The 23,504-nt window shown below is 60.2% G+C and carries 20 protein-coding genes; 10 read left to right on the top strand and 10 right to left on the bottom strand.

Annotated elements, in window-relative coordinates; all coding sequences use genetic code 11:
• Positions 1-394: 394 nt before the first annotated feature.
• Positions 395-1,111: a transposase gene (locus tag FH08_RS0131200; protein ID WP_031362120.1), complete on the bottom strand. Its 717-nt coding sequence runs from the start codon at positions 1,109-1,111 to the stop codon at positions 395-397.
• Positions 1,112-2,208: 1,097 nt separating this feature from the next.
• Here FH08_RS0131200 and FH08_RS0131185 point away from each other — a divergent pair.
• A complete protein-coding gene (locus FH08_RS0131185; RefSeq protein WP_081889632.1) occupies positions 2,209-2,898 on the top strand; it encodes a nucleoside 2-deoxyribosyltransferase in 690 nt (229 codons plus the stop codon).
• A gap of 25 nt (positions 2,899-2,923) precedes the next feature.
• On the opposite strand, the gene FH08_RS49685 is transcribed toward FH08_RS0131185, so the two are convergent.
• Positions 2,924-4,684 (bottom strand): serine hydrolase domain-containing protein, encoded by a 1,761-nt coding sequence (locus tag FH08_RS49685; protein ID WP_160172518.1) that lies wholly within the window; start codon positions 4,682-4,684, stop codon positions 2,924-2,926.
• A 100-nt stretch (positions 4,685-4,784) separates the two neighbouring features.
• The gene (locus tag FH08_RS0131175; RefSeq protein ID WP_031362116.1) at positions 4,785-5,540 is read right to left on the bottom strand and encodes a DeoR/GlpR family DNA-binding transcription regulator; all 756 of its coding nucleotides are present in this window, start codon (positions 5,538-5,540) and stop codon (positions 4,785-4,787) included.
• A gap of 92 nt (positions 5,541-5,632) precedes the next feature.
• Between FH08_RS0131175 and FH08_RS0131170 the strand changes: the two genes are divergently transcribed.
• From FH08_RS0131170 to FH08_RS0131160, 3 genes are all read left to right on the top strand, one after another.
• Complete coding sequence (locus tag FH08_RS0131170; RefSeq protein ID WP_031362115.1) at positions 5,633-6,229, top strand: NUDIX domain-containing protein; 597 nt, start codon at positions 5,633-5,635, stop codon at positions 6,227-6,229.
• Complete coding sequence (locus tag FH08_RS0131165) at positions 6,226-6,600, top strand: NUDIX hydrolase (RefSeq protein ID WP_031362114.1); 375 nt, start codon at positions 6,226-6,228, stop codon at positions 6,598-6,600. Before FH08_RS0131170 ends, FH08_RS0131165 begins: the two co-directional genes overlap by 4 nt.
• A 117-nt stretch (positions 6,601-6,717) precedes the next feature.
• A complete protein-coding gene (locus FH08_RS0131160) occupies positions 6,718-7,347 on the top strand; it encodes a LysE family translocator (protein ID WP_031362113.1) in 630 nt (209 codons plus the stop codon).
• Between the two features lie 11 nt (positions 7,348-7,358).
• Here FH08_RS0131160 and FH08_RS0131155 read toward each other — a convergent pair whose 3' ends face one another.
• From FH08_RS0131155 to FH08_RS0131130, 6 genes are all read right to left on the bottom strand, one after another.
• On the bottom strand, positions 7,359-8,255 hold the full coding sequence (locus tag FH08_RS0131155) for a DMT family transporter (RefSeq protein WP_031362112.1): 897 nt from the start codon (positions 8,253-8,255) through the stop codon (positions 7,359-7,361).
• Between the two features lie 288 nt (positions 8,256-8,543).
• Complete coding sequence (locus FH08_RS0131150) at positions 8,544-9,773, bottom strand: CaiB/BaiF CoA transferase family protein (RefSeq protein ID WP_235210561.1); 1,230 nt, start codon at positions 9,771-9,773, stop codon at positions 8,544-8,546.
• A gap of 1 nt (position 9,774) precedes the next feature.
• Positions 9,775-10,602, bottom strand: coding sequence for an enoyl-CoA hydratase-related protein (locus FH08_RS0131145; RefSeq protein ID WP_200878815.1), 828 nt, complete (start codon positions 10,600-10,602; stop codon positions 9,775-9,777).
• Positions 10,603-11,904, bottom strand: a complete 1,302-nt coding sequence (locus FH08_RS0131140) for an MFS transporter (RefSeq protein WP_035567527.1) — start codon at positions 11,902-11,904, stop codon at positions 10,603-10,605.
• Between the two features lie 211 nt (positions 11,905-12,115).
• Positions 12,116-15,139 (bottom strand): FAD-binding and (Fe-S)-binding domain-containing protein, encoded by a 3,024-nt coding sequence (locus tag FH08_RS0131135; protein ID WP_031362108.1) that lies wholly within the window; start codon positions 15,137-15,139, stop codon positions 12,116-12,118.
• Positions 15,140-15,204: 65 nt separating this feature from the next.
• A complete protein-coding gene (locus tag FH08_RS0131130; RefSeq protein WP_031362107.1) occupies positions 15,205-16,425 on the bottom strand; it encodes a pyridoxal-phosphate-dependent aminotransferase family protein in 1,221 nt (406 codons plus the stop codon).
• Between the two features lie 156 nt (positions 16,426-16,581).
• Here FH08_RS0131130 and FH08_RS0131125 point away from each other — a divergent pair, with 156 nt between their 5' ends.
• From FH08_RS0131125 to FH08_RS0131115, 3 genes are all read left to right on the top strand, one after another.
• Complete coding sequence (locus FH08_RS0131125) at positions 16,582-17,346, top strand: GntR family transcriptional regulator (RefSeq protein WP_051888675.1); 765 nt, start codon at positions 16,582-16,584, stop codon at positions 17,344-17,346.
• A 66-nt stretch (positions 17,347-17,412) separates the two neighbouring features.
• On the top strand, positions 17,413-17,550 hold the full coding sequence (locus tag FH08_RS52690) for a hypothetical protein (RefSeq protein ID WP_160172517.1): 138 nt from the start codon (positions 17,413-17,415) through the stop codon (positions 17,548-17,550).
• Positions 17,547-18,728, top strand: coding sequence for a PDDEXK nuclease domain-containing protein (locus FH08_RS0131115; protein ID WP_031362105.1), 1,182 nt, complete (start codon positions 17,547-17,549; stop codon positions 18,726-18,728). Before FH08_RS52690 ends, FH08_RS0131115 begins: the two co-directional genes overlap by 4 nt.
• 274 nt (positions 18,729-19,002) lie before the next feature.
• Here FH08_RS0131115 and FH08_RS0131110 read toward each other — a convergent pair whose 3' ends face one another.
• Positions 19,003-20,085, bottom strand: a complete 1,083-nt coding sequence (locus FH08_RS0131110) for an aldo/keto reductase (protein ID WP_031362104.1) — start codon at positions 20,083-20,085, stop codon at positions 19,003-19,005.
• 118 nt (positions 20,086-20,203) lie between these two features.
• Here FH08_RS0131110 and FH08_RS0131105 point away from each other — a divergent pair, with 118 nt between their 5' ends.
• From FH08_RS0131105 to FH08_RS0131095, 3 genes are all read left to right on the top strand, one after another.
• Positions 20,204-21,151 carry an AraC family transcriptional regulator gene (locus tag FH08_RS0131105; RefSeq protein WP_200878814.1) on the top strand — a complete coding sequence of 316 codons (948 nt, stop codon included), beginning with the start codon at positions 20,204-20,206 and terminating at the stop codon, positions 21,149-21,151.
• A gap of 194 nt (positions 21,152-21,345) precedes the next feature.
• Positions 21,346-22,455 carry a porin gene (locus tag FH08_RS0131100; RefSeq protein ID WP_031362102.1) on the top strand — a complete coding sequence of 370 codons (1,110 nt, stop codon included), beginning with the start codon at positions 21,346-21,348 and terminating at the stop codon, positions 22,453-22,455.
• A gap of 2 nt (positions 22,456-22,457) precedes the next feature.
• Positions 22,458-23,501 carry a nucleoside hydrolase gene (locus FH08_RS0131095; RefSeq protein WP_031362101.1) on the top strand — a complete coding sequence of 348 codons (1,044 nt, stop codon included), beginning with the start codon at positions 22,458-22,460 and terminating at the stop codon, positions 23,499-23,501.
• The last annotated feature ends 3 nt before the right edge of the window (positions 23,502-23,504 follow it).

The following is a 23,504-nucleotide window of genomic DNA, read 5'->3' as shown; positions in this document are numbered from 1 at the left end:
CTTGAACAAACCGTTTCATCTCGCTCACCCCCGTTACCGGATGAGAGATTTTAGCTCTTCAAAAAAGCGTTTTGACACACTCTGGGCCATGTCCGCTCATCGGGTCGATTGAAGGGGTGCTCACTGGAATGGCTGGTTTATGTCGGCTGCGGTAGTTCGATGTTGGATGGCCCGGTAGCTTGTCCCAACGTGGTACGGAAATAAAAAAACAGGGAGTGCGGCAGCACGCTCACTCACCATGCAGGAATGCCCGCAGTGCAATGAACTTTTCTACCCCGAGGATGAACGCGATGGGCAGGATGGGTTCGCGACACCGGTCAAGCGGATTGAAACGCTCTGACCTGGCGTAGCATCTCGAAAACAAGCAAGGTTTCCTTGCTTGTTTTTCTTTTGATTAGCCCACGTGTGGGAGGGCGCCTGCCGTGCGAACCTTGGGCGGCCGGTCGCGCAGCAGCAGGGGCATCAAACGCCGGTTGGCTGTCTGCGCCGCCCACTCGCAATACGCGGCGCTGCCGAGCACCCGGCCCTTGAGCGTCGACTGCATCAGGTTATTGACATCAAGTTCGTCAAGGGGTTGTGCGCCCAAATCGCGATAAGCCTGGTGGCGCTCGAACGGTGTATTGCCGAGCGTCCGGTAGAGTGGATGGTCCTTGATGAAACTATCGACACGCAGCCCGATGTGATGCGTGAAGCTGGACCACTGGTAGTTTCCCGGCTCTGCCACAAGGCGGTTGCGCACCGGCGCATGATCGATGACCTGGCTCGCGAGCAGGAAATACCGCTCGGGCTCAATCACTGTTGCCCAGTAACCGCCGCGCCACACCGACCCGCGGCGTCCATGGCGGCGGTTGAAGGTCTCGACATAGCGACGGCCGACCGCCTGCATCGCCATGGCCACGCTCGACGCGTATGAAGGTGTGACGAGGAACTGCACCGCGTCAGGCATGAGTACCCACGCGTGGACTGCCAGATCGGCGACGCGCGCTGCGTCTGCCAGGCAGGCGAGGAAGTACAGGTAGTCTCCTTCGTCCAGGAATGCGGGCCCCGTGAGCCCCTGCAAGATAACGTGCTGCGGTTGTTCTGGGACGTAGTGCCGTGCAAGCGATGTCATGCTGAATTAACCGGAAATCCGTGTCTGAGAAAGCGATCCGACAGGTATCGGACGCGTGACGGTGCGTAACGAAATTCTATGGGTAATGTGCATGCGTTTGCATCTCGAACAGGCCTTCTTTCTGGCCTCTCTTCGTTGAATTGCCGATCGCAGCCAGCATCTCTTCTATGCCAACGCTGAATAGCAGCGCCGCGCTATACACCTCCAGACGCTCTCCCGCGCGCCATCCGGCACCAATACGTCAGGCAGCACGACGGTACAGCGGTCGAGGCGTCTCTAGTCTCCATTCGCATTCGACCTGAATCGGTCGAAGCCCAGCGTAATGTGATTGGCGAATTTCATCGGCAGGTATGTGCTACCTGGTTCGTCGCTACCTCGAATCGATAGACGTGGCGCTGGCACCTGAACCGCTCGCACTTCGATGGCACCAAGGCAAGTCGCAATCTCGCCGTCGTAATCCGGGTTACGGAAGCTATCGATTCGCGCGCCTATGTTCAGCAAAACCTTGGGCGCAGTGCATAAGCGGCGCCAGCTGGATTTTCAAGCAGGCGCGCGACGCGTCGCAGGCAGATTGGTGTAGCAGTGCCAAGGGCCTGCGCAGGCTCGGGGCCGCGATCTTCGCTCTCGGTTGCGAGCTTCCTATGTGATTGCTGTCGCGGGGGGGGGGGTGAAAGGGTCGACCGCGGCACGTGAGTCGATGGCCGCATTGCATTCGGCACCGCCCTTCCCTGCAGACCGTCAGCCGGCAGGGAGCTCAAAGTTAAATGAACCGCCTTCCGAATAGTTTAGAGTTAAGTGAATCGCGGGCTCGGAATAACCGAACAGCACGCCCGTGAAGCCCCGATTCTAGGGAAATGACCCATTCAAACTTAAATGAATCTTGCCAATCGACCCCGCTATCCCGCTAAAGCGCGTCAACCGAAAGCGGATTGCATCGAGGTCGCAGACTTTCCCGCTACTGTCGTATCCTAGGCTTTGGGCGCACACAACGGGGTTCTTGACTTGACCCGCGTTCACTATTCTACTTACGCCCCCGCGTGGACCCTACTGGGAGCCTGCCGGGGAATATCTGCCGGAAGCGGACTATAAGGAGAGCAATGCGCGGCCCTACCAAGAAGCAACTGACTTTGATCGAACTGGTCGACCAGGGCTTGAGCGTCGAAGAAATTGCGACGCGTACCGGAAAACTGGTGGCGTCGGTTCATAAGCAATTGAACCGGGTTCGACGCAAAGTGCGCGAAGGGCATTTCGCACCTTCCCCTCTGCCCATCGAGCGCGCTGCGGCCACTCCGCGCGTCTACCTCGCTGGGTTCGACGTCTTCCGCCGCGACGCGCTCAGTCACGGTCAGCATCTGAAAGCGCTCTGCCAGGCCCGCGGAATGATCGGTCTCTATCCGCTGGACGGACAGGTTCCCGACGAACTCGAGCCGCGCGCCAAAGCGCAGTGGATTTGCCGCGCAAACATGGACACCATTCGTTCCGCCGATGTCGTCCTCGCCAACCTGAACGACTTTCGCGGAGCCGGCGAACCGGACAGCGGGACCGCGTTCGAAGTGGGTTTCGCCGCTGCGCTTGGCAAACCGATATGGGCCTATGTCGATGACGACCGATCGCTGCACGAACGTGTATCGGTCACGACCGACAAATCTGCTGCGTATTGCGCGAACGGCTTCCTGGTCGAAGACTTCGGCTTGAACATGAATCTGATGCTGGCGTGCACTGCCCGTATTGTCGTGGGCGGCCCGCAGGCGTGCCTGGACGCCATGCTCGCAACCGGGCAGTTCTAATGCTTAGCGCCATGCCGCGGGGCGATCAGAGGCCACTTAGCGTTATAGCGGGCTTACCTTCCAGCCTTTGGCGGATATGCAAAGCGAGCAGATCCGCGAACGTTCCGTTCGGTCCACCGGCGGTATTGGAAAGCACGATCACCGCGTAGTTCGCTTGGCGGTTGAACATCGCATAGGACGTGTAACCGCCGGTTCCGCCACTGTGCCAATACATTTGGGCGCCCGGATCGTAGAGCCACCCGAGCCCGATGCGCTCACCCCGCCACGCGTGCGCCCTCAGTTCGTGAGCCTGCGTGAGGGCCGCCGCCATGGATCGGCTTTCCGGGCTGCCCGTCGCCACGTATTTTTCCGGATGCAGGTTAGCGTTGAGATAAGTCAGCATGTCTTTGGCCGACGAACGAATCGCGCCAGCTCCGGCCAGCGCGGTCAGGTCCCATGCGGAGACCGGCTGATGGCTCGCGTCGTGCCCAACGATAAATCGCGCACGCAGATCCGGCCGCATCGTGACGACAGTCTCAGTCATACCGAGCGGACACGTGATCTCTTCTTCGAGCAAGTCCTCATAAGACGTTCCCGCGCGATTCGCAAGCGCCTGACCTAACAGTCCGACCCCCAGGTTGCTGTAAAGAAAAGGGGCATTAGCGGGCTTATCCACGCCGTATTTCGACATGTACGAATACAAGGCGGCGGTCCCGTAGTCCGCATAAGGATTCGCGTTGTCCGCCGGATTGAAATTGCTGGGCATACGCGGCAAACCGGAATGCTGAGTCGATAAATCCACCAGCCTGATCTCATCACCGTCGGGTTTGGCTACCGTGCCGGCGGGCAGCAGTTCACGCACCGGCTGGTCAAACCGCACTTTCCCCTGCAAGACCATTTGCGAGAGCATCAGTCCTGTAAAGGTCTTGGTGATCGACCCAATCTCATAGATGGAGTCCGGTTGTGCAGCCCCGTACGCAAATATCTTTTGTCCGCCATGCTGCACGATGCCAATCGATACGCCCGCCCCTGTCCCCGCCTTCAAAGCGCCGGACTTCAACGCCGTCGCCAGATCGCGAGCGAGAACCTGTCCGAGTTCGGCCACAGGCACGGGCGGGATCGCGGCATCGACAGGTAGTGGCGTGACGGTTAGCGCCCGCGTCTGCCGATCGAAGTCGAGCGTCATGGATCCACTCTGCGTCCACGTTCCCTTGAGCGTGTTGCCATTCGGCGAAAGCGTTCCGGCCCAACGTCCTCCTACCGTCGGCACATCGAAGGAAAAGGTGTGCCCGTCAAACGCGACGTTCGTGCATGTCAGACCCGTCGCGTGCTGGTCGAGGCTGTCGAGACTGCAGAATTCCTGCCCGGCTTCATCGCTCTTGGTAGTGATCTGAATACGCAATCGGTTAGGCTCGATTGCCAGCGAGCCTAACCAGTATCCATCGACGGCGGATGGATTCTTCGCAGCAACAAAGGTATCGCGCGCAAAAGCAGTTGGTGTTGGCGTGCCCTGATTCCAGATACCGGAAAGCGTCAGGCCATTGCTTTCAATCTTGCCCCTCCAGGTGCCATGTATTGACGGAATCGCGAAGCTTAACGAGTCGCCGTCGCGATGAAAGTCGGCACAAGGAATGTCCGCCGCGCCCTGGTCCGGACTATCCACCGTCCCGCCAAGCGTCCCGTCCGGACTCTCCGTTAAATGCAGTTTGATGGGAAGCCCAGCAACGTCGCCTGCGTAATCGCCACTGATATTCGCTGGTTGCTGTGCCATGGCAATGGATTGAGTGAGAACGATAAGGGCGACCACGCCGATCTTCCGTGCGAGTCGTAAAAAACAGCATCCCATGCAACGACCCCGAGAAGTCGGTTTAGGAGTGACCGGGCTTGCGTCATTCCAGCTTGCGCTATTAAGCCCGCACTATCGTAATGCCTGCGTCCTCCAGCGGCTTCGTCAGTGCAAGGTCAGTTTCCCGCTCGACAATGATCGTCTGAGCTAGCGTGATGTCGCCAATCACATACTGCGACGCGGCGTTGATCTTATCGGATGAAGCCAGCACAACCGTCTCCGCCGCGCGAGCGGCAAGGGCTCGCTTGACGTAAGCCTCTTCGAAATTGCCGGTGCTCAGGCCCGCGGTCGGATGCACGCCGGTCACGCCCATGAAATAGATATCGGCCTGGATATGCGACATCGCTTCAACGGCGGCGGCGCCGACCGTCACGATCGAATGCTTGAAAAGCCGGCCGCCGATGACAATCACCTCGATCAACGGATGATCGACCAGTCCGACGGCAACGCTCGGACTATGCGTCACCACCGTAGCCGATAAATCCTGCGGGATCTGGCGGATCAGTTCGGCGGATGTCGTGCCGCCGTCGATGATCACCACCTGCCCCGGTTCGATCATGGCCGCCGCCGCTGCGGCGATCGCGCGCTTGGCCGTCGACTCCAGGCCTCGCCGCTCGGCGAACGGCGCCACGGCCGTAGAAGCGGGCAGCGCGCCGCCGTGAACGCGCTGCAGTAATCCCTCGCCCGCCAACTCGCGCAAATCGCGCCGCACCGTGTCTTCGGACACCCCAAACGTCTCGCTGAGTTGCTTGGCGAGCACTTGCCCGTCGCGCGCCAGTGTCTTGAGGATCGCTTTCTTGCGTTGAGAGGTCAGCATAGTGTTTGCACGAAATATCTTGATATTGCACGAATCTGCACGATACCATGACTACTCCTTTTGCGCGATATGGAGCTGACGAGATGGTGTCTATGGCTACAAAAGACCGGGTTCGCATTATCGACACGACGGTCCTGTCCAACGACTGGTACGTGCTGAAGAAGACGACGTTCGATTTCCTGCGTCGCGACGGCGTGTGGCAGCGTCAAAGCCGCGAGACCTACGACCGGGGCAACGGAGCGACGATCCTGCTGTTCAACCGCGACCGGCGGACCGTCGTGCTGACCCGGCAGTTCAGGTTGCCCGCGTTCGTCAACGGCCACGACGGCATGATGATCGAGGCGGCTGCCGGACTGCTCGACAACGCAACGCCTGAGGAGCGAATCCGCGCCGAAGCGGAAGAGGAAACGGGGTATCGGGTGGATAACGTGCAGAAGGTTTTTGAAGCGTACATGAGCCCCGGTTCGGTCACGGAGAAGCTGCATTTCTTCATCGCCGAGTACGACGCGTCGACGCGCGTGGGACACGGCGGCGGCGTGGAGGCGGAAGGCGAGGATCTTGAAGTGATCGAATTGACGCTCGACGATGCGCTGAATGCCGTGCGTCGCGGCGAGATCGTCGATGCGAAAACCATCATGCTGCTGCAGTTCGTTGCGTTGAACCCTGTGCTCGAAAGGAGTGTGTCTTGAGACCTCAACTAATACTCATCGCGGGACCGTACCGCAGCGGCACCAACGGAAATGCCGAGTTGATTGCCGGCAATCTTGGTCGGCTTGAAGAGGCTGCGCTGCACATCTACCAGCTCGGACATATGCCGATGATCGGCGAGTGGGTCGCGCTTCCGCTAGCGGCTGCGGCAGGCTCCAAAGCGGTGGGCGATCCGATCAGCGAAACGTTCTTGTACCCGGTCGCGGATCGCTTGATACGGCAGTGCGATGCGGTGTATCGGATCGATGGCGCGTCCCAAGGCGCCGAAAGCGATGTCCGACTCGCCAAAGAACTCGGCTTGCCTGTTTATACAAGTCTGGGGGAGATTCCGCAGGTGGCGACGACGGTCTGAGAGCAAGCCCAGATGCTTGGCGTTTTCCCCTAAGCAAGCTTCAAAACAGACACAACAACGCCAGAAAACGCTCATCGATTGGCGGCAATATCAAACCTTCGAAATGGAGGTTGGATCATGGTCTCGCTGCAATTGCTGCTCGTTTTTATCGGCGCCCTCGCGGTCGTTTATGCGCTCCCCGGCCCGGACATGGCGCTCATCCTGCAGACCAGTTCATCGCAGGGCCTGAAGCACGGATTCTCGACCGCTGCCGGTCTGGCGATGGCGCGCACTCTGCACGTTACATTGTCGGCGCTTGGCGTCGCGGCGCTGCTGCGCAATGCACCGTGGCTCTACGACGGCGTACGCATTGCCGGTGCGCTGTATCTCGCCTACGTGGCGATCCAGATTTTCCGCTCGCCGGCGTTCGGTCTCGACGACAACAACATGGCATCGAAGACGCGTCCGCCGTTGCGCGCCGCCTTGTCGAAGGGCGTGCTCAGCAGTCTGCTGAATCCGAAGGCGCTGCTGTTCTGTTCGGTCCTGTTGCCGCAATTCGTGCATCCGGAAGCGGGCGCGATCTGGTCGCAGGTTCTTGAACTGGGCGTCGCGCTGGTCGTGATCGGCGCGGTTTTCGACACGACACTCGCGGTTTCCGCCGTGCGGCTTTCGCGCTGGCTGCGCAGTCATCCGCGCGCTCAAGTCGTGCAACGCTGGACATTCTCAGTTGCCTTACTGGCGTTTGCGTTGAGGTTGTCGATTGAATGAGACAGCCTTGATTAAACCAGCGGGCCGTCGGCTTGCTTGCTCCTGATTGCCACCAGGATTGAACTGCCGACAATCAGCAGGATGCCCAGCAGCGACACCATGCCGACCGTCTCACCCCAGACCACAAACCCGAAGATCGCCGCCCAGACAATGCTCGTGTAGTTATACGGCGCGAGTGCGCTGGCATCGGCTTGTCGAAACGCCATGGTCAACAGCAGTTGCCCGGTGCCGGCCAGGATACCGAGCAAAGCCATCACGGCGAGGAAATCCAGCGTCGGTGTTTGCCACGCGAACACGAGCGAAAGCCCGCTGACGAGCGCGCCGATCATGGTGAAGTAAAGCACGGTGACACTCGAATCATTCGATGCGCGGATACGCTTGATTTGCAGGATCGATAACGCGCCGAAAACCGCGCTCGCCAAAAGAAGCGCGGGACCGAGCCAACTCGTCTGATCGCTGCTTGGACGCACGACTAAAAGCACGCCGATAAAACCGATCGCGGCCGCGCCGGCGTCACGCCGTCTTAGCGTTTCCTTGAGAAGCAAGGGCGCCAGCACGATCACGAAGATGGTCTCCGAATAGACGATGGCAACCGCTTCGCTCAACGGCACGTAAGGCAAGCCCGCGAAAAACAGTCCGAGCGCGCAAAGCAAGGTAACCGCGCGTAGCGTCTGCGCCGGAAAGTCCAAAGTCCTCAAGCGCTCGCTCAACGGTTTGCCTTGCAAGCACATCGCAAACGCGGGCAACAGACCGAAGATCATTCGAAAGAACGTGATCTCGTTAGCGGGGTATTTCAGGCTGACCGACTTCGCCAGTGCATCGACCACTGCAAAGCAAAACATGGCGGCGAGGATTTGCGCGATGCTGCGCAGTGGCACCGCTCTGCTTTGGGCAATGGTTGCAGGCATAGTGATTCACGATCGGAGGAAACGCGGGGTGCTCGCGCAAGCGTCCTGGGATAAGCAGCCGGTCGTGGCCTTGCTAAGGCCGTTAAGAGAACCAACTTGTCTGGACATCGCGTAGCTTATCACCGGATGACGGGGTGTCAGGCGATGCTTTTGCACACGCTCTTGATCAAATGCGACGCGGTGTTTTCGGGCGATGACGGATTAAATCATCTTGCTGGCGGCTTAAGACATTCCTCTTTAGCGGGAATGTGCTTAAGCGGTATTGTGAAGTCCAGACTAAGTGTTGACTCAGGCCGTTACATCGCTGGCGATGACGGCGCCTTCCTCTTTGAGCGCGTGAATACGTTCATCGGAGAAACCGTATTCCCGCAGCACTTCCGCGGTGTGTTGACCCAGCAGCGGCGCAGGCATGGGCGATTGCGCAAGCCCGTCGGAGAAATGGATCGGCAAGCCCAATCCACGCATGCGTCCTGCTACCGGATGCGTCGTCTCAACAATCATCCCGCGCGCCAGCGTTTGTTCATGCGCCGCCGCTTCGGGTACACCTAGCACTGGCCCCGACGGCAGGCCGATTGCATCGAATGTGGCAAGCCATTCGTCCGTCGTTCTCTCGACAAGCCGCGCTGTCAGGATGTCGACCAGCGCTCCGCGATACTTCAACCGCCCGGCATTGGTCCGGAAGCGCTCGTCCTCGGCAAGTCCCGGAATATCCAGCACACCGACCAGCCGCTCGTAATTACTCTGATTCGCCCCGCCGATATTCACCCAGCCGTCACGAGTCCGGAACGCCTGATACGGCGCGCTGGTCGGATTGGCCGAGCCGGCCTTGGGCAACACCGTGCCATCAGCGAAGTAGTTGGCGAAGGCCCAGTACATCTGCTGCAAACCCGCTTCGAAGAGCGATGTATCCACCATCTGGCCCAGCCCGGTCTTTTGCTTGCCCGCATAGGCCGCGCAGATGCCGAGCGCGGCGAGAATGCCCGCGTTGATATCGGTGACCGGCGAGCCCGCCTTGATCGGCGCCTGACCCGGTTCGCCGGTCATGCTCATGAGACCGCTCATGCCCTGCGCGATCAGGTCGAAGCCACCCTTGTCGGCCATGGGTCCGCTGCGGCCGAAACCCGAGATCGCGCAATAGATCAGGCCGGGATTTTCCGCCTTGAGCACGTCATACCCCATGCCGAGTTTTTCCATCGTGCCGCGACGATAGTTTTCGGTGACTACGTCGGCAGTAGCCAGCATCTTGCGCAGCACTTCACGGCCACCGTCGGTCTTGAGATTGATCGCGACGCCGCGTTTATTGCGGTTCACGATCATGAACGACGCCGACTCTCCGCCTTCCAGGATGGGAGCGAAGCGACGGCAGTCGTCGCCGCCGGGGATCTTCTCGACCTTGATGACATCAGCGCCCATGTCGGCGAGCATCATCCCGCAGATGGGCCCGGACATGATGTGAGCCAGTTCGATGACGCGCATGCCCGCAAGGGGGCCTTTGCTTCCTGTATCAGTTCCGAGCATTTCAACGCCCCTTGAATTCGGGTTTGAGCTTGTCGAGGAAAGCTTGATATCCCGTGCGAAAGTCTTCGGTGCCGAAGCACGCGAAACCTTCGTCACGTTCCTCGGATGTAAGCGGCGCCGGGTTCATGGCGCGCTTCACGAATTGCTTGTGCCAGCGTGCGACCAAGGGCGCTCCTTCTGCGATCCGCTGCGCTGTTGCAAGCGTTTCGGTGGTGACCTGATCATCGGCTACGACCCGCGTGACGAGCCGTTTCTCAAGCGCCTCTTGCGCCCCAAAAATGCGCCCTTCCAGCAGGATTTCCAGCGCGACGGCGGGACCCGCGAGTTGCACGAGCGCATCGAGTTCCGCATGCGCCATCACCAGGCCAAGGTTCTTGATCGGCACGCCAAAGCGGCTGGACTCCCCGCAAATACGCAGGTCGCACATGGCGGCAATCTCAAGTCCGCCGCCCACGCAGATGCCATGAATCATCGCGACAATCGGATGCCTGCATGCACCCAGCGACTTCAACGTGCGATGCATGATCGCCCCATAAACACGGGCCTGTTCGACATTGGAGCGATCGGTCTGGAACTCGGCTATGTCATTGCCCGGCGAGAAGGCTTTCTCGCCGGCGCCGCGCAGGATGATGCAGCGGATGGAGTCATCGGCGGAGAGCGCATCGATGGTTTCACCCAGCGACTGCCAAAGTGGCTTCGTCATTGCGTTGAGCTTCGCGGGGCGGTCGATAACAACCGTCGCGATAAACCCCTCGCGTTCAATCAAGATGGATGGTTCAGCCACAGCGTCTCCTGGAAAAAAATAGCAGCGTCCGGTGCGAGCGGACATCTAGACAAACTTCCTCGCCGCCTGTGCGCCTTCCTTTCCTTCAGCACCCGCAGTAGCGTCGTCCAGCGCCCGATCCGGCCGCATGGTGAACGAGAGCACAATGCCGACCGCCATGAGGATCATGGAAACCGTGAAAGGCAGGTTCCAGTTCCCGGTCTTGTCGATCAGGAAACCACCAACAACCGGACTGATGATCGCGGCCAACGCAGAGCCCGAATTCATGATGCCGCTGGCGGTGCCGGCGTGCTTGGGGGCGATGTCCATCGGCACGGCCCACATGGGTCCGATCGTCATCTCGTTGAAGAAGAAGCCGCCGCTCAGGCAAACCGCGGCCAACGTTATCGACATATTGGAAACCAGCATGATGGGCGCGAGCGAAAGCATCGTCAGGAACATGCAGACACCGACCATCACGTTGCGAGCCATGCGGATATTCCCGCTGCGCCGCAGGATACGGTCCGTGACCGAGCCGCCGAGCCAGTCGCCAAGCACGCCCGCAAAGAACACGCCTGATGCGAACAACGCCGACTTCCCTAACTCCATGTGGTAGTTGTGGAGAAAGTATTGCGGAATCCAGCCGAGGAAGAGCCACAAGACCCAGCCGTAGCAGAAGTACACGGCGGTCACCGGGGCCATCCGTCCCAACAATGCACGCCATGGAACAGGCACGCGCTGCTTGACCCCGGAGAACGACGAAAGCGTGGCGCACTCATCGGCGGTAATGCTCTTATGGTCGCGGGGGTTATCGCGGAAATAGAAGATCCAGACGATCGCCCACAGAAAACTGATGACCCCCGTCACGATAAATGCACCGCGCCAGCTCGTTGCAATCATCAACCAGACGATCAACGGCGGCGCCACCGCATTACCAATGCGCGACGCGGCATGCGTGGTCCCTTGCGCGAAACCGCGTTTGTCCGCCGGCATCCAGTTCGACATGGCGCGGGTGGCGGTCGGGAACGTTGCCCCTTCGCCCAGCCCAAGCAACAAGCGCGCAATGATCAGCGATACAAATCCGCCGGCCAGCCCGGTCATGATCGTGGCGGCCGCCCAGATCACGGCGCAGACAGCAAGCGTGCGGCGCGGTCCGAAGCGGTCCCCCACCCATCCGCCAATAATCTGGAACACGAGATACGGATAGGCAAATGCGGAAAAAACAAAGCCGATCTGGACATGCGACAAATGCAGTTCCGCACCGAACTGCGAGGCAGCGGTACTGACGTTGACACGGTCGATATAGGTAATGAAATACATTGCGCACAGCAGCAACAGAACGCGCGTCGTAGCTCGACGGAACATCATCGTCTCCTTGAGTAAGGCGTGCTTCATCAAGGCGCCCACGGGCGCCAGAAGCGAACTGCATCCCGAACTTTCGATAAGGCTTTACCGGATGGGCGTTAAAGCGAGGTGCGAATCCTGGGTTTGCGCGGTCGTGCCATGCTGGTCTCCAATGCGCGGAACATGACGCCGTCCGCTGTTTATGTGAACCTGTGCTGCTTTGGTGCTGTGCTGGTCAATAATCCCTTAGCGCCGCAGCCAGTACCTGCGCGACATGCAGCGCTTTTGCATCGGTGCCGTCCGCTATCTGGTGACGGCAGCTGGTGCCATCGGCGACGATCACTGCATCCTGAGCCTTGCGCACGGCGGGCAGCAACGACAACTCCGCCATCGCCTTCGATGCTTCGTAGTGCTCGGCTTCGTAACCAAAACTCCCGGCCATGCCGCAACACGACGATTCGACCACCGAGACCTCCAGCTGAGGAATCCAGCCGAGCACAGCTTGCACGGGACGAAACACGTCGAAGGCCTTTTGATGGCAGTGACCGTGAACCAGCGCCTTCGGCTGAGCGAGTGGTTTCAGCGAAAGCCGCAACCGTCCCGCCTCTTTCTCGTGAACCAGGAACTCCTCGAACAGGAACGACGACTTCGCGAGCTTGCGCGCTTCATCGCCGTAACCGTAGTCGAGGAATTCATCGCGGAAAGAAAGCAGGCACGACGGTTCAAGGCCGACGACCGGCACCCCGCGTTCTATATAGGGGCGCAATGTGTCCAGCGTGCGGCGCGCTTCAGCCTTCGCTTCATCGACCCGTCCCGCGGATAAAAACGTACGTCCGCAACACAACGGCCGCTCGCCAGCTTTGACGTTCAGATGAACCGTGTACCCCGCCGCCTCGAGCACGCGCTTCGCGGCGCGGGCGTTGTCGGGTTCCATATAGTTGTTGAAGGTATCGACGAAAAGCAGCACTTCCTTGTCGCCCTGCGCGGGTGGCAAAGGCTGCACGGTCGTCGATAAAAACGACTTCACGAAATGCGGAAACGCGCGTTGCGGGGCAAGGCCCAAGCGCGTCTTCAGCCAGCCTGCAAAACGCGGCAAACGTTCGACCGAGCCGAACAACGACGGCATGCGGCTCGCATACGGCGCGTAACGCGGCAGAAAGCCCACTAGCCGGTCGCGCATACGCAAGCCGTTCACTGACGTCCACGCCGCACGCGCTTCAATCTTGATCTTCGCCATGTCGACGCCCGTCGGGCAATCACGCTTGCAACCCTTGCACGATACGCACAGGTCCAGCACATCCTTCACGTCCTGGCTTGCAAGGCCTCCCTCACCGAGTTGTCCGCTGATCGCGAGCCGCAGCGTGTTCGCGCGGCCTCGCGTGACATGCTGTTCGTCCTTGGTGATGCGATAGCTTGGGCACATGGTGCCTGCATCGAACTTGCGGCAATGGCCGTTGTTGTTGCACATCTCGACGGCCTTCGCGAGGCCGCCAGTGTGATCGTCACCTGTTCCCGGTGCGGTCTCGACACCCGTCAACGGATCGCGCGTCACGTTCCATTGCGACCAGTCGAGCTGCGTCGCGATCTCGCGTTCGCGATAGGTCGGCGGAAAACGGAAGTTCGTCGCGTCATCCATTTTCGGCGGATTCACGATGCGATCCGGACTCATGCGATTCTCGGGATCGAAGAGCGTCTTGATCTCGCGGAACGCCTCGTTGATACGTGGTCCGTATTGCCACGCGACCCATTCGCCGCGACACAAACCATCGCCGTGTTCACCCGAATACGCGCCCTTGTACTCGCGCACGAGCGCTGACGCTTCCTCCGCAATCTCTCGCATCTTCTGCGCGCCGGTGCGCCGCATATCGAGAATGGGCCGTACGTGCAGCGTCCCGACGCTCGCATGCGCGTACCAGGTGCCTTCGGTGTGATGCTTGTGGAAGACTTCAGTAAGTCGCGTGGTGTACTGCGCGAGATGTTCGAGCGGCACGGCGCAATCTTCGATGAACGACACCGGCTTGCCGTCGCCCTTCATGCTCATCATGATGTTGAGGCCGGCCTTGCGCACCTCCCACAAGGCCTTTTGTTGCGCGGCGTCGGGCATCTCGACGACCGAGCCCGGCAAGCCGAGGTCACCCATCAGTACCACGAGCTGCGCGAGCTTTGCGATTTGCACGGCCTTGTCCGCGCCGGCGAATTCGACCAGCAACACGGCTTGCGGCTGGCCGACCAGCGCACGTTCGATCACCGGACGAAACGCCGGATTGGACATCGACAGGTCGATCATCGTGCGGTCGACCAGTTCCACCGCGACCGGTCCCAGCTTAACGATGTGCTGCGTCATGTCCATCGCGTCGTAGAACGTAGGGAAGTTCACGACGCCGAGCGTCTTGTGCTCGGGCAAGGGCCACAGTTTCAACGTGAGTTGCCGGCTGAACGCGAGCGTGCCTTCGGAGCCCACCAGCAACTGCGCGAGATTTGGCACGCCGTCGGCGCTGAAGGGCAAGGGGCTCTGGCAATCGAAGAGATCGATGTTGTAGCCCGCTACTCGCCGCAATACCTTCGGCACTTGCTCGCGGATTTCATCGCGTTCGCGCTGTGCTATGCGCTGTACGCCTTCGACCAGCGAACGCGTGCGAGCGTCGGGCGACATCGCATGCAACGCTGCGAACGTGGCTTGATGACCATCGGCCAGCACGGCGTCAATGGCGGCCACGTTGTGCACCATGATCCCGTATTCCATCGACCGCGAGCCGCACGAGTTGTTGCCCGCCATGCCGCCGATCGTGCATTGCGCACTGGTCGATACATCGACGGGAAACCACAAGCCATGCGGCTTCAGCCATGCGTTCAGATGGTCGAGCACCACACCCGGCTCGACCGTTACCGTGCGCGCTTCACGATCGAAGTGGACGATATTGTTGAGCCACTTGCTTGTATCGATAACCAGCGCTTCGCCAATCGTCTGGCCGCACTGGCTCGTCCCTGCACCGCGTGCAAGCACGGGAGCATGTGCGTCGCGTGCAATCTCCAACGCGAGCAGCAAGTCCGCCTGATCGTTCGGTACGACGACGCCCAGCGGCATGATCTGGTAGATCGATGCATCCGTCGCGTAGCGTCCGCGCGCCGCCCGGTCGAACAGCACATCGCCCTTCAACTCTTGACGCAGGCGCATGGCCAGCGGCGACAGGGTGGCGCGCGCCGAAGCCGGCATCAGGTGGATCGGCTGGACGAGCGCTTCGGAAGATTTAGTGAGCATCGGCGTCTACGCGCGGTTGAGTAGAGGGGAGCCGGTCATGCGTTGCCGCCGGACCGGCTTTCGTGTCACGCCGCCGCATTCAATGCCGGTGCCGCAGTGTGGCTCGTCAGGTAGTCCATTGCCGCCAGGACGCCGCTGCCCGCCAGCTTCACGCCGTACAACTTGAGGCCCATTTCACAGCCTGTGAGCGTGGCCATCAGCGTGAGGTCGTTGCAGTCGCCCAGATGCCCGATGCGGAACATGCGGCCCTTGAGCTTGCCGAGGCCCGTGCCAAGCGACATATCGAAGTGCTCGTAGATAGTCTTGCGGATTGCGTCGGCGTCGACACCGTCGGGCGTCATCACGCCCGTGAGCACCGGCGAATAATCGGCCGGGTCGGCACATTGGATCTCCAGGCCCCACGCGTTGACCGCAGCGCGGCAAGCCTCCGCCAGCCTTTGATGCCGGGCGAAGACCTGATCGAGCCCTTCGTCGCCGATCATCTCGAGCGCTTCAGACAAGCCATACAACAAGTTGGTGTTCGGCGTGTACGGCCAGTAACCGCTCTTGTTCATCTCGATGATCTCGTCCCACGCCCAGAACGCACGCGGCAACTTCGCTTCCTTGCTTGCCTCGATCGCTTTCTGCGAGACCGCGTTGAAGCTGATCCCCGGGGGCAGCATCAAGCCTTTTTGCGAACCGGACACCGTGACATCCACGCCCCATTCGTCATGCCGATAATCTGCGGACGCAAGTCCGGAGATCGTATCGACGAGAAAAAGCGCCGGATGCCCGGCGGCATCGATCGCGCGCCGCACCGCTGCAATATCCGATGTCACGCCCGTCGACGTTTCGTTATGCACCACGCACACCGCCTTGATCGTGTGCTGCGTGTCTTCGCGCAAACGCGCTTCAATCATGTCCGCCTGCACGCCGCGCCGCCAACCCTCGATGCCGGGCAAGCCCAGGAACTCCGGCTTCAGCCCGAGATTTTCGGCCATCTTTTTCCAGAGTGTCGCGAAGTGGCCGGTCTCGAACATCAGCACGGTGTCACCGGGGCTGAGCGTGTTGCAGAGCGCCGCCTCCCATGCGCCTGTGCCGGAGGACGGATAGATCACGACCGGCTGTGCGGTCTTGAAGATGGCCTTGATACCTTCGAGGACTTTCAGGCCCAACGCGCCGAATTCCGGTCCGCGATGGTCGATCGTCGGATAACTCATTGCCCGCAGAATGCGGTCCGGAACCGGACTCGGACCGGGTATCTGCAGGAAATGGCGACCAGCGGGATGGAAATCGAGTTTTAACATGATGCGTCCTTTGAATTTTGCATGCAAAATACTTTAACGCACCGTTGGGGTGATCGGAAGTGAAAAATGGCTGTTTTTCTTAGGTAGAAACCCGTCCCTCCAAATTTACCGGAGTCGTACGGTAAAATCCTGTAACAGAATGGGTTGAGGTATTGAATGCAAAATGATCATTTGGCGGGTTCGCAGATCGCGGGGATTGCGCAGATCACGACCACGCTCCCCAAAGTGGAGCGCCAGCGGCTGCACGACACGGTGGTTGAGCACCTGCGCAATTTCATCGTCGAGGGCTTGCTCGCGCCGGGCGTGAAGCTCAACGAACGCACGTTGTGCGAGACGCTGGGCATTTCGCGCACGCCGTTGCGCGAGGCGCTGAAAGTGTTGGCGTCCGAGGGCCTGATCGATATCCTGCCGAACCGGGGCGCGTCGGTGTCGCAAATGAGCGAGGCGGAGATTCGCGAGATGTTCGAACTGATGAGCGGGCTGGAAGCGTTCTCGGGCGAACTCGCGTGCGAGCGGATAACGCCTGCCGAACTGAGCGAAATCAAGGCGCTGCATTACGCCATGCTGGCGTGCCGGGAGCAGAACGACCTGTCGGGGTACTACAGCCGCAATCAAGCCATTCACGACAAGATCAACGACGCCGCGCGCAATTCGGCGCTGCGGCAGACCTATATATCGGTGAACCGGCGGCTGCAGGCGTTACGGTTCCGGTCCAACTTTCAGACGGTGAAGTGGGACAGCGCGATCCGCGATCACGAAGCCATGATCGAGGCGCTGGAAGCACGCGACGGCAAGCGCATGGCGTCGGTCCTGCGCGGCCATTTGCTGGCCAAGCGCGATGCGGTCTTGGCCGAAAGGACGATGACCACGGTGCGCACGCGCTCGGAAGGCGGCACGCTGCCTGACGCGCCGCCGGGTTAATTGCGGCACACTCACTCAACGTGAAGGTGATGCCCTGCGCTGCACTGGCTAATCTACGAATTCGACATGAATAACCCCTCCGCCAAGTCCGGCTTGGTGCACGCCCACTCTAAAGACCCGATCACATCCGTGCGCAACCGCGAGGCTGAAGTGATACGCCCGCTCGGCGAAATCGAGGCACTGGTGAATGAGGTCGAGGCATGACCGAGCTCGTTCCCATCAGTCCCGACTACAGCAGCGTTCACATCGGCATCGTCGTCCTGCTGGAGAGCGCCCGTCGCGCCGCTGCGCGCAGCGTCAATGCGCTGATGACGGCTACCTACTGGGAAATCGGCCGGCGCATTGTTGAATTTGAACAAGGTGGCCAAGACCGGGCAACCTATGGCGAGGCGCTGATCAAACGACTGTCAGCCGACTTGTCCAGTCGATTTGGCCGAGGATTTTCCGCGCGCAATTTGGAACAGATGCGATCGTTCTATCAAGCCTGGCCTATCGATAAGATTTCGCAGACAGCGTCTGCGAAATTGAATCAGGCTCGAAAATCGCAGACGCTGTCTGCGATTTTCGAGGAAACCGGGATCTCGGAGTCGCTAGGGCACAGCGTAATTGACTTGTCTTCCCTTGCTAAAGCTTTTCCCTTGCCCTGGTCGGCCTATGTGCGTCTGCTGTCGGTCAAGAACGAGCTAGCCCGCAGCTTCTATGCGACTGAAACCTTGCGCGGAGGGTGGTCGGTACGCCAACTCGATCGACAGATCGGTAGCCAGTTTTACGAACGTACGGCGCTGTCTCGCAACAAGGCCGCCATGCTGGAAAAAGGCGAGGCGGCCGATCCCGGGGATGCCCTCACGCCTGAACAAGCCATCAAGGACCCCTTCGTACTGGAGTTCCTCGACCTCAAGGACGAATACTCCGAATCTGACCTCGAAAACGGATTGCTTCAACATCTGGCCGATTTCCTCCTCGAACTGGGTGACGACTTTGCCTTCGTCGGCCGTCAGCGCCGGCTACGAATTGACGACAGCTGGTTCCGCGTCGATCTGCTTTTCTTCCACCGTCGTCTCAAGTGCCTCCTGGTGATCGACCTCAAGGTTGGCAAGTTCAGCTACGCCGATGCCGGGCAGATGCACCTGTACCTCAACTACGCCCGCGAACATTGGATGAAGCCCGGAGAAAACCCGCCGGTGGGATTGATTCTCTGCGCTGAGAAAGGTGCATCCGAGGCCCACTACGCCCTGGAGGGACTCTCCAATAAAGTGCTGGCAGCCGAGTACCAAACCGTGCTGCCCGATGAGAAGCTGCTGGCCGAAGAGCTAGCCAAGACGAGAAGAGAGCTGGAAGCACGGCAGGTCTGGCACACGGGAAAAATGGAGGGGAAGAAATGAGCGCCTGGCCTATTGCTCTTGATTCCACTTCCATTGCTAGCTGATCAAATGCGGATTGTCGAAATACTGGCGTGCCCGGCTGCGCTAAAAGCCAAGCACGCCGCCATCCGCAAAGCGAACGCCGCGCTGCTACTAGCAACACTGCAACGCGGCTTCATCCATACGGAGCGTGCTCACGCCTGAAACGCCGAGCCGTCCGTCGCTGTTTAAGGAAGACTATCTATCGCGCCGGGGTTCGAAACCAAAAACCGTCGGCGCCACTACTCGCTCCCCCTCAATATCGATGCGCGTTTTCTGTCAGCAAGGGCAAGACCGCTGTCCGCTGACCGTCGACAGTTGCGCCTGCAAACGCAAAGCTCGGCGAAAGTTCGCGGTTGAGATCGGCGGGGAAGTTCAGAACGGGCTTCGATACCTCATCGAGGGTCGCGATCTGCGCCTCAGTCAGCTTGAGGTCGAGTGCGGCAAGATTCGCCCGGAGCTGGTCAATGCGGCGGGCACCAAGGATTGTCGATGTCACGCCAGGACGGCTTTGCACCCATGCAAGCGCGACCGCAGCCGGAGTGGCGCTCGCTTCCTTGGCAACGGCCGTCAGCGCATCGATAACCTGAAAATCCTTCTCGCCCGGCAAGCCGACCAGAGACCCTCGATCCGACGCAACGGTACTCACATTCTCACGGCTATATTTGCCCGACAGCCAGCCGTTCTTGAGAGGACTCCAAGGCATCACGCCGATGCCAAGCTCTTGCGCCATCGGCGTTAGTTCGCCCTCTACGGTCCGCTGCAAAAGGGAGTATTCGACCTGCATCGCTATCAACGGCGCCCAGCCGCGAAACTGCGCAATGATCTGCGCCTGCGCGACTTTCCAGGCGGGTGCGTCGGAGAACCCCAGATAACGCACTTTGCCGGCGCTCACGAGATCGTCCATCGCGCGCATCGTCTCTTCAATGGGCGCGGTGCGGTCCCAGTTGTGCATCCAGTACAGGTCGATGTAATCCGTCTGCAACCGGCGCAGCGATTCCTCGCACTGTTCGACGATTGCCTTGCGCCCGGCGCCGCCACCATTCGGATCTCCGCGATACAGGTTGCCGAAGAACTTTGTGGCAATGACCGCGCGATCCCGCCGGCCTTTTTGCCTCGCAAAGAAATCGCCGATGATCTTTTCGGAATGGCCGATGGTGTAGATGTTCGCGGTATCGACGAAATTGCCGCCCCGATCAAGATACTCGGCAAGGATGGTTTCTGACTCAGCGGGGCTCGAGCCCCAGCCCCAGTCTTCGCCAAAAGTCATAGTGCCGAGACAAAACGGACTGACGCGAAGGCCGGAGCGGCCGAGCGTGACATAGGAATCCAGCGACATGATGTTTCTCCTGAAAATTGACGGGTTGACCTGACGACAATAAAACCACCGCGCGCCTTCCCGGCGATAGACCAATGCTCGCAAGCTCTTGCACAATCCTGCCAACGTTGAGCGAATCATGCGTGCGGTGCTTGCGTCTCGTTCGTTCGCCCCTTACCGTAACAAGATGGACCATATTGCCGAACTTCGCACATTGATCACTCGCCACGCCCGCGCCGACATGATGGTCAAAGCGCTCCCGGGCGTCGCGATCATGGCTTCCGACACGACCACCGAGCCGATCCACCATGTGTACGAACCCACGCTTGCCGTAATCGCCCAAGGCACCAAACGCACGGTGCTTAACGAGAAGGTGTTTGAGTACCGCGCGGGGCAGTACCTGGTAGTGTCCGTCGATTTGCCGATCACCGGGCACGTAGTCGAGGCAAGCGAACGCGAACCTTTTCTCGCAATGGGGCTGCTACTGAAGCCGGCGAACATCGCCAACTTGCTGCTGGAGACAGCGACCGGCGACAGGACCGTCGCCGAGCCCCTCGGGCTGGCTATCAGCATTGCATCGCCAGAGTTGCTCGATCCGATCGTGCGTTTGCTCCGTCTACTGGATCGTCCTGAAGACATCTGCGTGCTCGCGCCCATGCTCGAGCGCGAAATTCTCTGGCGGTTGCTCGCCGGTGAACAGGGCACGATGGTGCGGCAGATCGGTCTCGCCGATAGCCGCTTGTCGCAAATCAGCCATGCCATCCGCTGGATTCGCGGCCACTACGCCGAGACGCTCACGACCGAAGCGCTCGCCGGGCAGGTCGGCATGAGCATTTCGTCATTTCACCGGCACTTCCGCGCAGTTACTTCGATGAGCCCGCTTCAATATCAGAAGCGCATACGTCTGCAGGAGGCGCGTGCGCGGCTCCTGGCGACATCGGGCGATGTCGCTGCGGTAGGATTCGAGGTGGGCTACGACAGCCCCTCGCAGTTCTGCCGCGAATACAGCCGCCTGTTCGGCGCGCCGCCAGGCCGGGACGTCGCGCGCTTACGCAGCGTGCCGATGCTGGAGAAAGGCATCGCGTGAACGTACGAAAAGAGCGCCCTTAACCGGCGCGCAACTCCCACGCCTGGAGCCCCTTGTATAAATCCATTTGATGGGTTTATAAGAAAACACAATTATTTTTATGGTTTTCAGCTTTGTACAGTCCGGTGCAGTCACAACGCGCCATGCAGCAAAAAACGAGCGCGACAACAACATCCACTCGCCACCGGACCACCATGAAACTTCTCAAGCTTGCCCCTCTCGCGGTGTTGGGCGCCTTCACGGCGTCGTCGTATGCGCAGAGCAGCGTCACCCTTTACGGCCTGATTTCAGGCGGCGTCGGCTTCGCGACCAATCAGGCCGGTCACAACGCTTACGAGGCGCTCAGCGGCACGAACCAGAATCCGCGCTGGGGCCTGAAAGGACGCGAAGACCTGGGCGGTGGCTTAAGCGCAGTGTTCCAGCTTGAGAACGGTTTCAACATCATGAGCGGCACGGCCTCGCAGAACGGCCGCGAATTCGGCCGGCTGGCGTATGTCGGTCTCGCCGATAAAACCTACGGCACGCTGACCCTTGGCCGCCAGTACGACGCGATCCACGATTACATCGGCCCGGTGATCATTGCGAGCAACGGCGTGAATATTGGCGATAACGACAACGGTTACAACGACATCCGCGTCCAGAATTCGGTCAAGTATGTAAGTCCGGATTATCGCGGGCTGAAGGCCACCGCCATCTATGGCTTCAGCAACTCGACCGGCTTCGGCGACAACAACGCGTACAGCTTCGGGGTCGGCTACGAGAACGGTCCGCTTAAATGGAGCGCGGTCTACGCGCAGTACAACCACCCGGACAGCCCCACCAATCCGGACGGCGCGATCTCCAACGACTACGCGTCCCCCATCCTGATCTTCGATAAGAGCGCGACCCACCCGTCCGTGTTCGCGAGCAAACAGCGCATTGTCGGCACCGGCGGTTTCTACACGATCGGCAAGGCGCAATTCGCCGCGCTCTTCACCGATGTCCACTACGACTACCTCGACAACTCTCACCTGCACCTGCAGAACTTCGGCGTGAACGTGGTGTACACCATGACCCCGTCGCTGTTCCTCGGCGCGGCCTATGGTTACACGGACGGAAAGTACGACGTCATCAACCAGAAGCCGCAGTGGCATCAGGTGAACTTGCAGGCGGACTATTTCCTTTCGAAGCGCACCGACATAGCGTTGACGGTGATCGGCCAGCTAGCCGCCGGCGACGCGCAGCATGCGCAGATCTTCGCGTTCGCCCAATCGACCACCACGCGCCAACTGGTCGCAACCATCGGCATGCGCCACGTATTTTGAACATGAGCCAAACTTTTAACGTCCCCCGTCGTACTTTCCTCAAGACATCCGCGGCGCTGGCTGCCGGTGCGCTGTTCAACCCGCTTGCGCAGGCCGCGAACGAGCGCCGCACGGTGATCATCGACTGCGACCCGGGTCAGGACGATGCCATCGCCATCCTGTTCGCACTCGGCGCGCGCGACCGGCTGGACGTGCGTGCGCTGACTGCCGTGGCAGGCAACGTGCCGCTGGAGTTGACCGAGCGCAACGCACGCATCGTGCGCGACTGGGCGGGTCAGACGAAGACCTTGCCGGTGTACGCGGGATGCCCACGTCCGCTGATGCGCCCGCTGATCACCGCGGCAAACGTACATGGCAAGACGGGGCTCGAAGGCGTGGAGTTGCACGAGCCGCTGGCGCCGGTCGCGCAGCAACACGCGGTGGCGTATCTCATCGAAACATTGAAAGCGGCCGCGCCCCATAGCGTGACGATCTGCGCGATCGGACCGCTGACGAACCTGGCGACTGCGCTCACCGAAGCGCCCGAAATCCGTGATGGCTTGCGCGACATCGTGCTGATGGGCGGTGCATTCTTCGAGCGCGGCAATATCACGCCGGCCGCCGAGTTCAACATCTACGTCGATCCGGAAGCGGCGAGCATGGTGTTTGCGAGCGGCGTACCGATCGTCGTACTGCCACGCGATGTCGCCGTGAAAGCGCCCATCACGCCCGCCCGCATTGCGCCCATACGCGCCATCGGCAACCGCTGCGGCGCGATCGTCGCAGACATCATGGCGGCGGAAGTGAAGTATCAGAAGGGCCGGCGCGGCGTGGAAGAAGCACCGATGTACGATCCCGCCGCAGCGGGTTATCTCGTCGACCCGTCCTTGTTCAAGGGCCGCCTGGTGAACGTGGTGGTGGAGACAACCGGGCAATGGACGCTGGGCGAAACGGTGGTCGACTGGAGCGGCCATAGCGGCCGTGCACCGAACGCGACCTGGATTACCGACGTCGATGCCGACGCGTTTTATGCCGCGTTAAGGGCGAGCATTGCTACGCTACCCTAAGCC

This window comes from Caballeronia sordidicola (assembly GCF_000729995.1).
Taxonomy (GTDB): Bacteria; Pseudomonadota; Gammaproteobacteria; order Burkholderiales; family Burkholderiaceae; genus Caballeronia; species Caballeronia sordidicola_A.
The sequence above is the reverse complement of the archived record's forward strand: the minus strand, read 5'-3'. Positions and strand labels throughout refer to the sequence as shown.

What these genes read in the sequence shown, in the direction of transcription:
- FH08_RS0131200 (WP_031362120.1), bottom strand. Translation starts at nt 1,111, where the DNA reads ATGACATCGCTTGCACGGCACTACGTCCCAGAACAACCGCAGCACGTT.
- FH08_RS0131185 (WP_081889632.1), top strand. Translation starts at nt 2,209, where the DNA reads ATGCGCGGCCCTACCAAGAAGCAACTGACTTTGATCGAACTGGTCGAC.
- FH08_RS0131175 (WP_031362116.1), bottom strand. Translation starts at nt 5,540, where the DNA reads ATGCTGACCTCTCAACGCAAGAAAGCGATCCTCAAGACACTGGCGCGC.
- FH08_RS0131170 (WP_031362115.1), top strand. Translation starts at nt 5,633, where the DNA reads ATGGCTACAAAAGACCGGGTTCGCATTATCGACACGACGGTCCTGTCC.
- FH08_RS0131160 (WP_031362113.1), top strand. Translation starts at nt 6,718, where the DNA reads ATGGTCTCGCTGCAATTGCTGCTCGTTTTTATCGGCGCCCTCGCGGTC.
- FH08_RS0131155 (WP_031362112.1), bottom strand. Translation starts at nt 8,255, where the DNA reads ATGCCTGCAACCATTGCCCAAAGCAGAGCGGTGCCACTGCGCAGCATC.
- FH08_RS0131150 (WP_235210561.1), bottom strand. Translation starts at nt 9,773, where the DNA reads ATGCTCGGAACTGATACAGGAAGCAAAGGCCCCCTTGCGGGCATGCGC.
- FH08_RS0131145 (WP_200878815.1), bottom strand. Translation starts at nt 10,602, where the DNA reads ATGTCCGCTCGCACCGGACGCTGCTATTTTTTTCCAGGAGACGCTGTG.
- FH08_RS0131140 (WP_035567527.1), bottom strand. Translation starts at nt 11,904, where the DNA reads ATGATGTTCCGTCGAGCTACGACGCGCGTTCTGTTGCTGCTGTGCGCA.
- FH08_RS0131135 (WP_031362108.1), bottom strand. Translation starts at nt 15,139, where the DNA reads ATGCTCACTAAATCTTCCGAAGCGCTCGTCCAGCCGATCCACCTGATG.
- FH08_RS0131130 (WP_031362107.1), bottom strand. Translation starts at nt 16,425, where the DNA reads ATGTTAAAACTCGATTTCCATCCCGCTGGTCGCCATTTCCTGCAGATA.
- FH08_RS0131125 (WP_051888675.1), top strand. Translation starts at nt 16,582, where the DNA reads ATGCAAAATGATCATTTGGCGGGTTCGCAGATCGCGGGGATTGCGCAG.
- FH08_RS52690 (WP_160172517.1), top strand. Translation starts at nt 17,413, where the DNA reads ATGAATAACCCCTCCGCCAAGTCCGGCTTGGTGCACGCCCACTCTAAA.
- FH08_RS0131115 (WP_031362105.1), top strand. Translation starts at nt 17,547, where the DNA reads ATGACCGAGCTCGTTCCCATCAGTCCCGACTACAGCAGCGTTCACATC.
- FH08_RS0131110 (WP_031362104.1), bottom strand. Translation starts at nt 20,085, where the DNA reads ATGTCGCTGGATTCCTATGTCACGCTCGGCCGCTCCGGCCTTCGCGTC.
- FH08_RS0131105 (WP_200878814.1), top strand. Translation starts at nt 20,204, where the DNA reads ATGCGTGCGGTGCTTGCGTCTCGTTCGTTCGCCCCTTACCGTAACAAG.
- FH08_RS0131100 (WP_031362102.1), top strand. Translation starts at nt 21,346, where the DNA reads ATGAAACTTCTCAAGCTTGCCCCTCTCGCGGTGTTGGGCGCCTTCACG.
- FH08_RS0131095 (WP_031362101.1), top strand. Translation starts at nt 22,458, where the DNA reads ATGAGCCAAACTTTTAACGTCCCCCGTCGTACTTTCCTCAAGACATCC.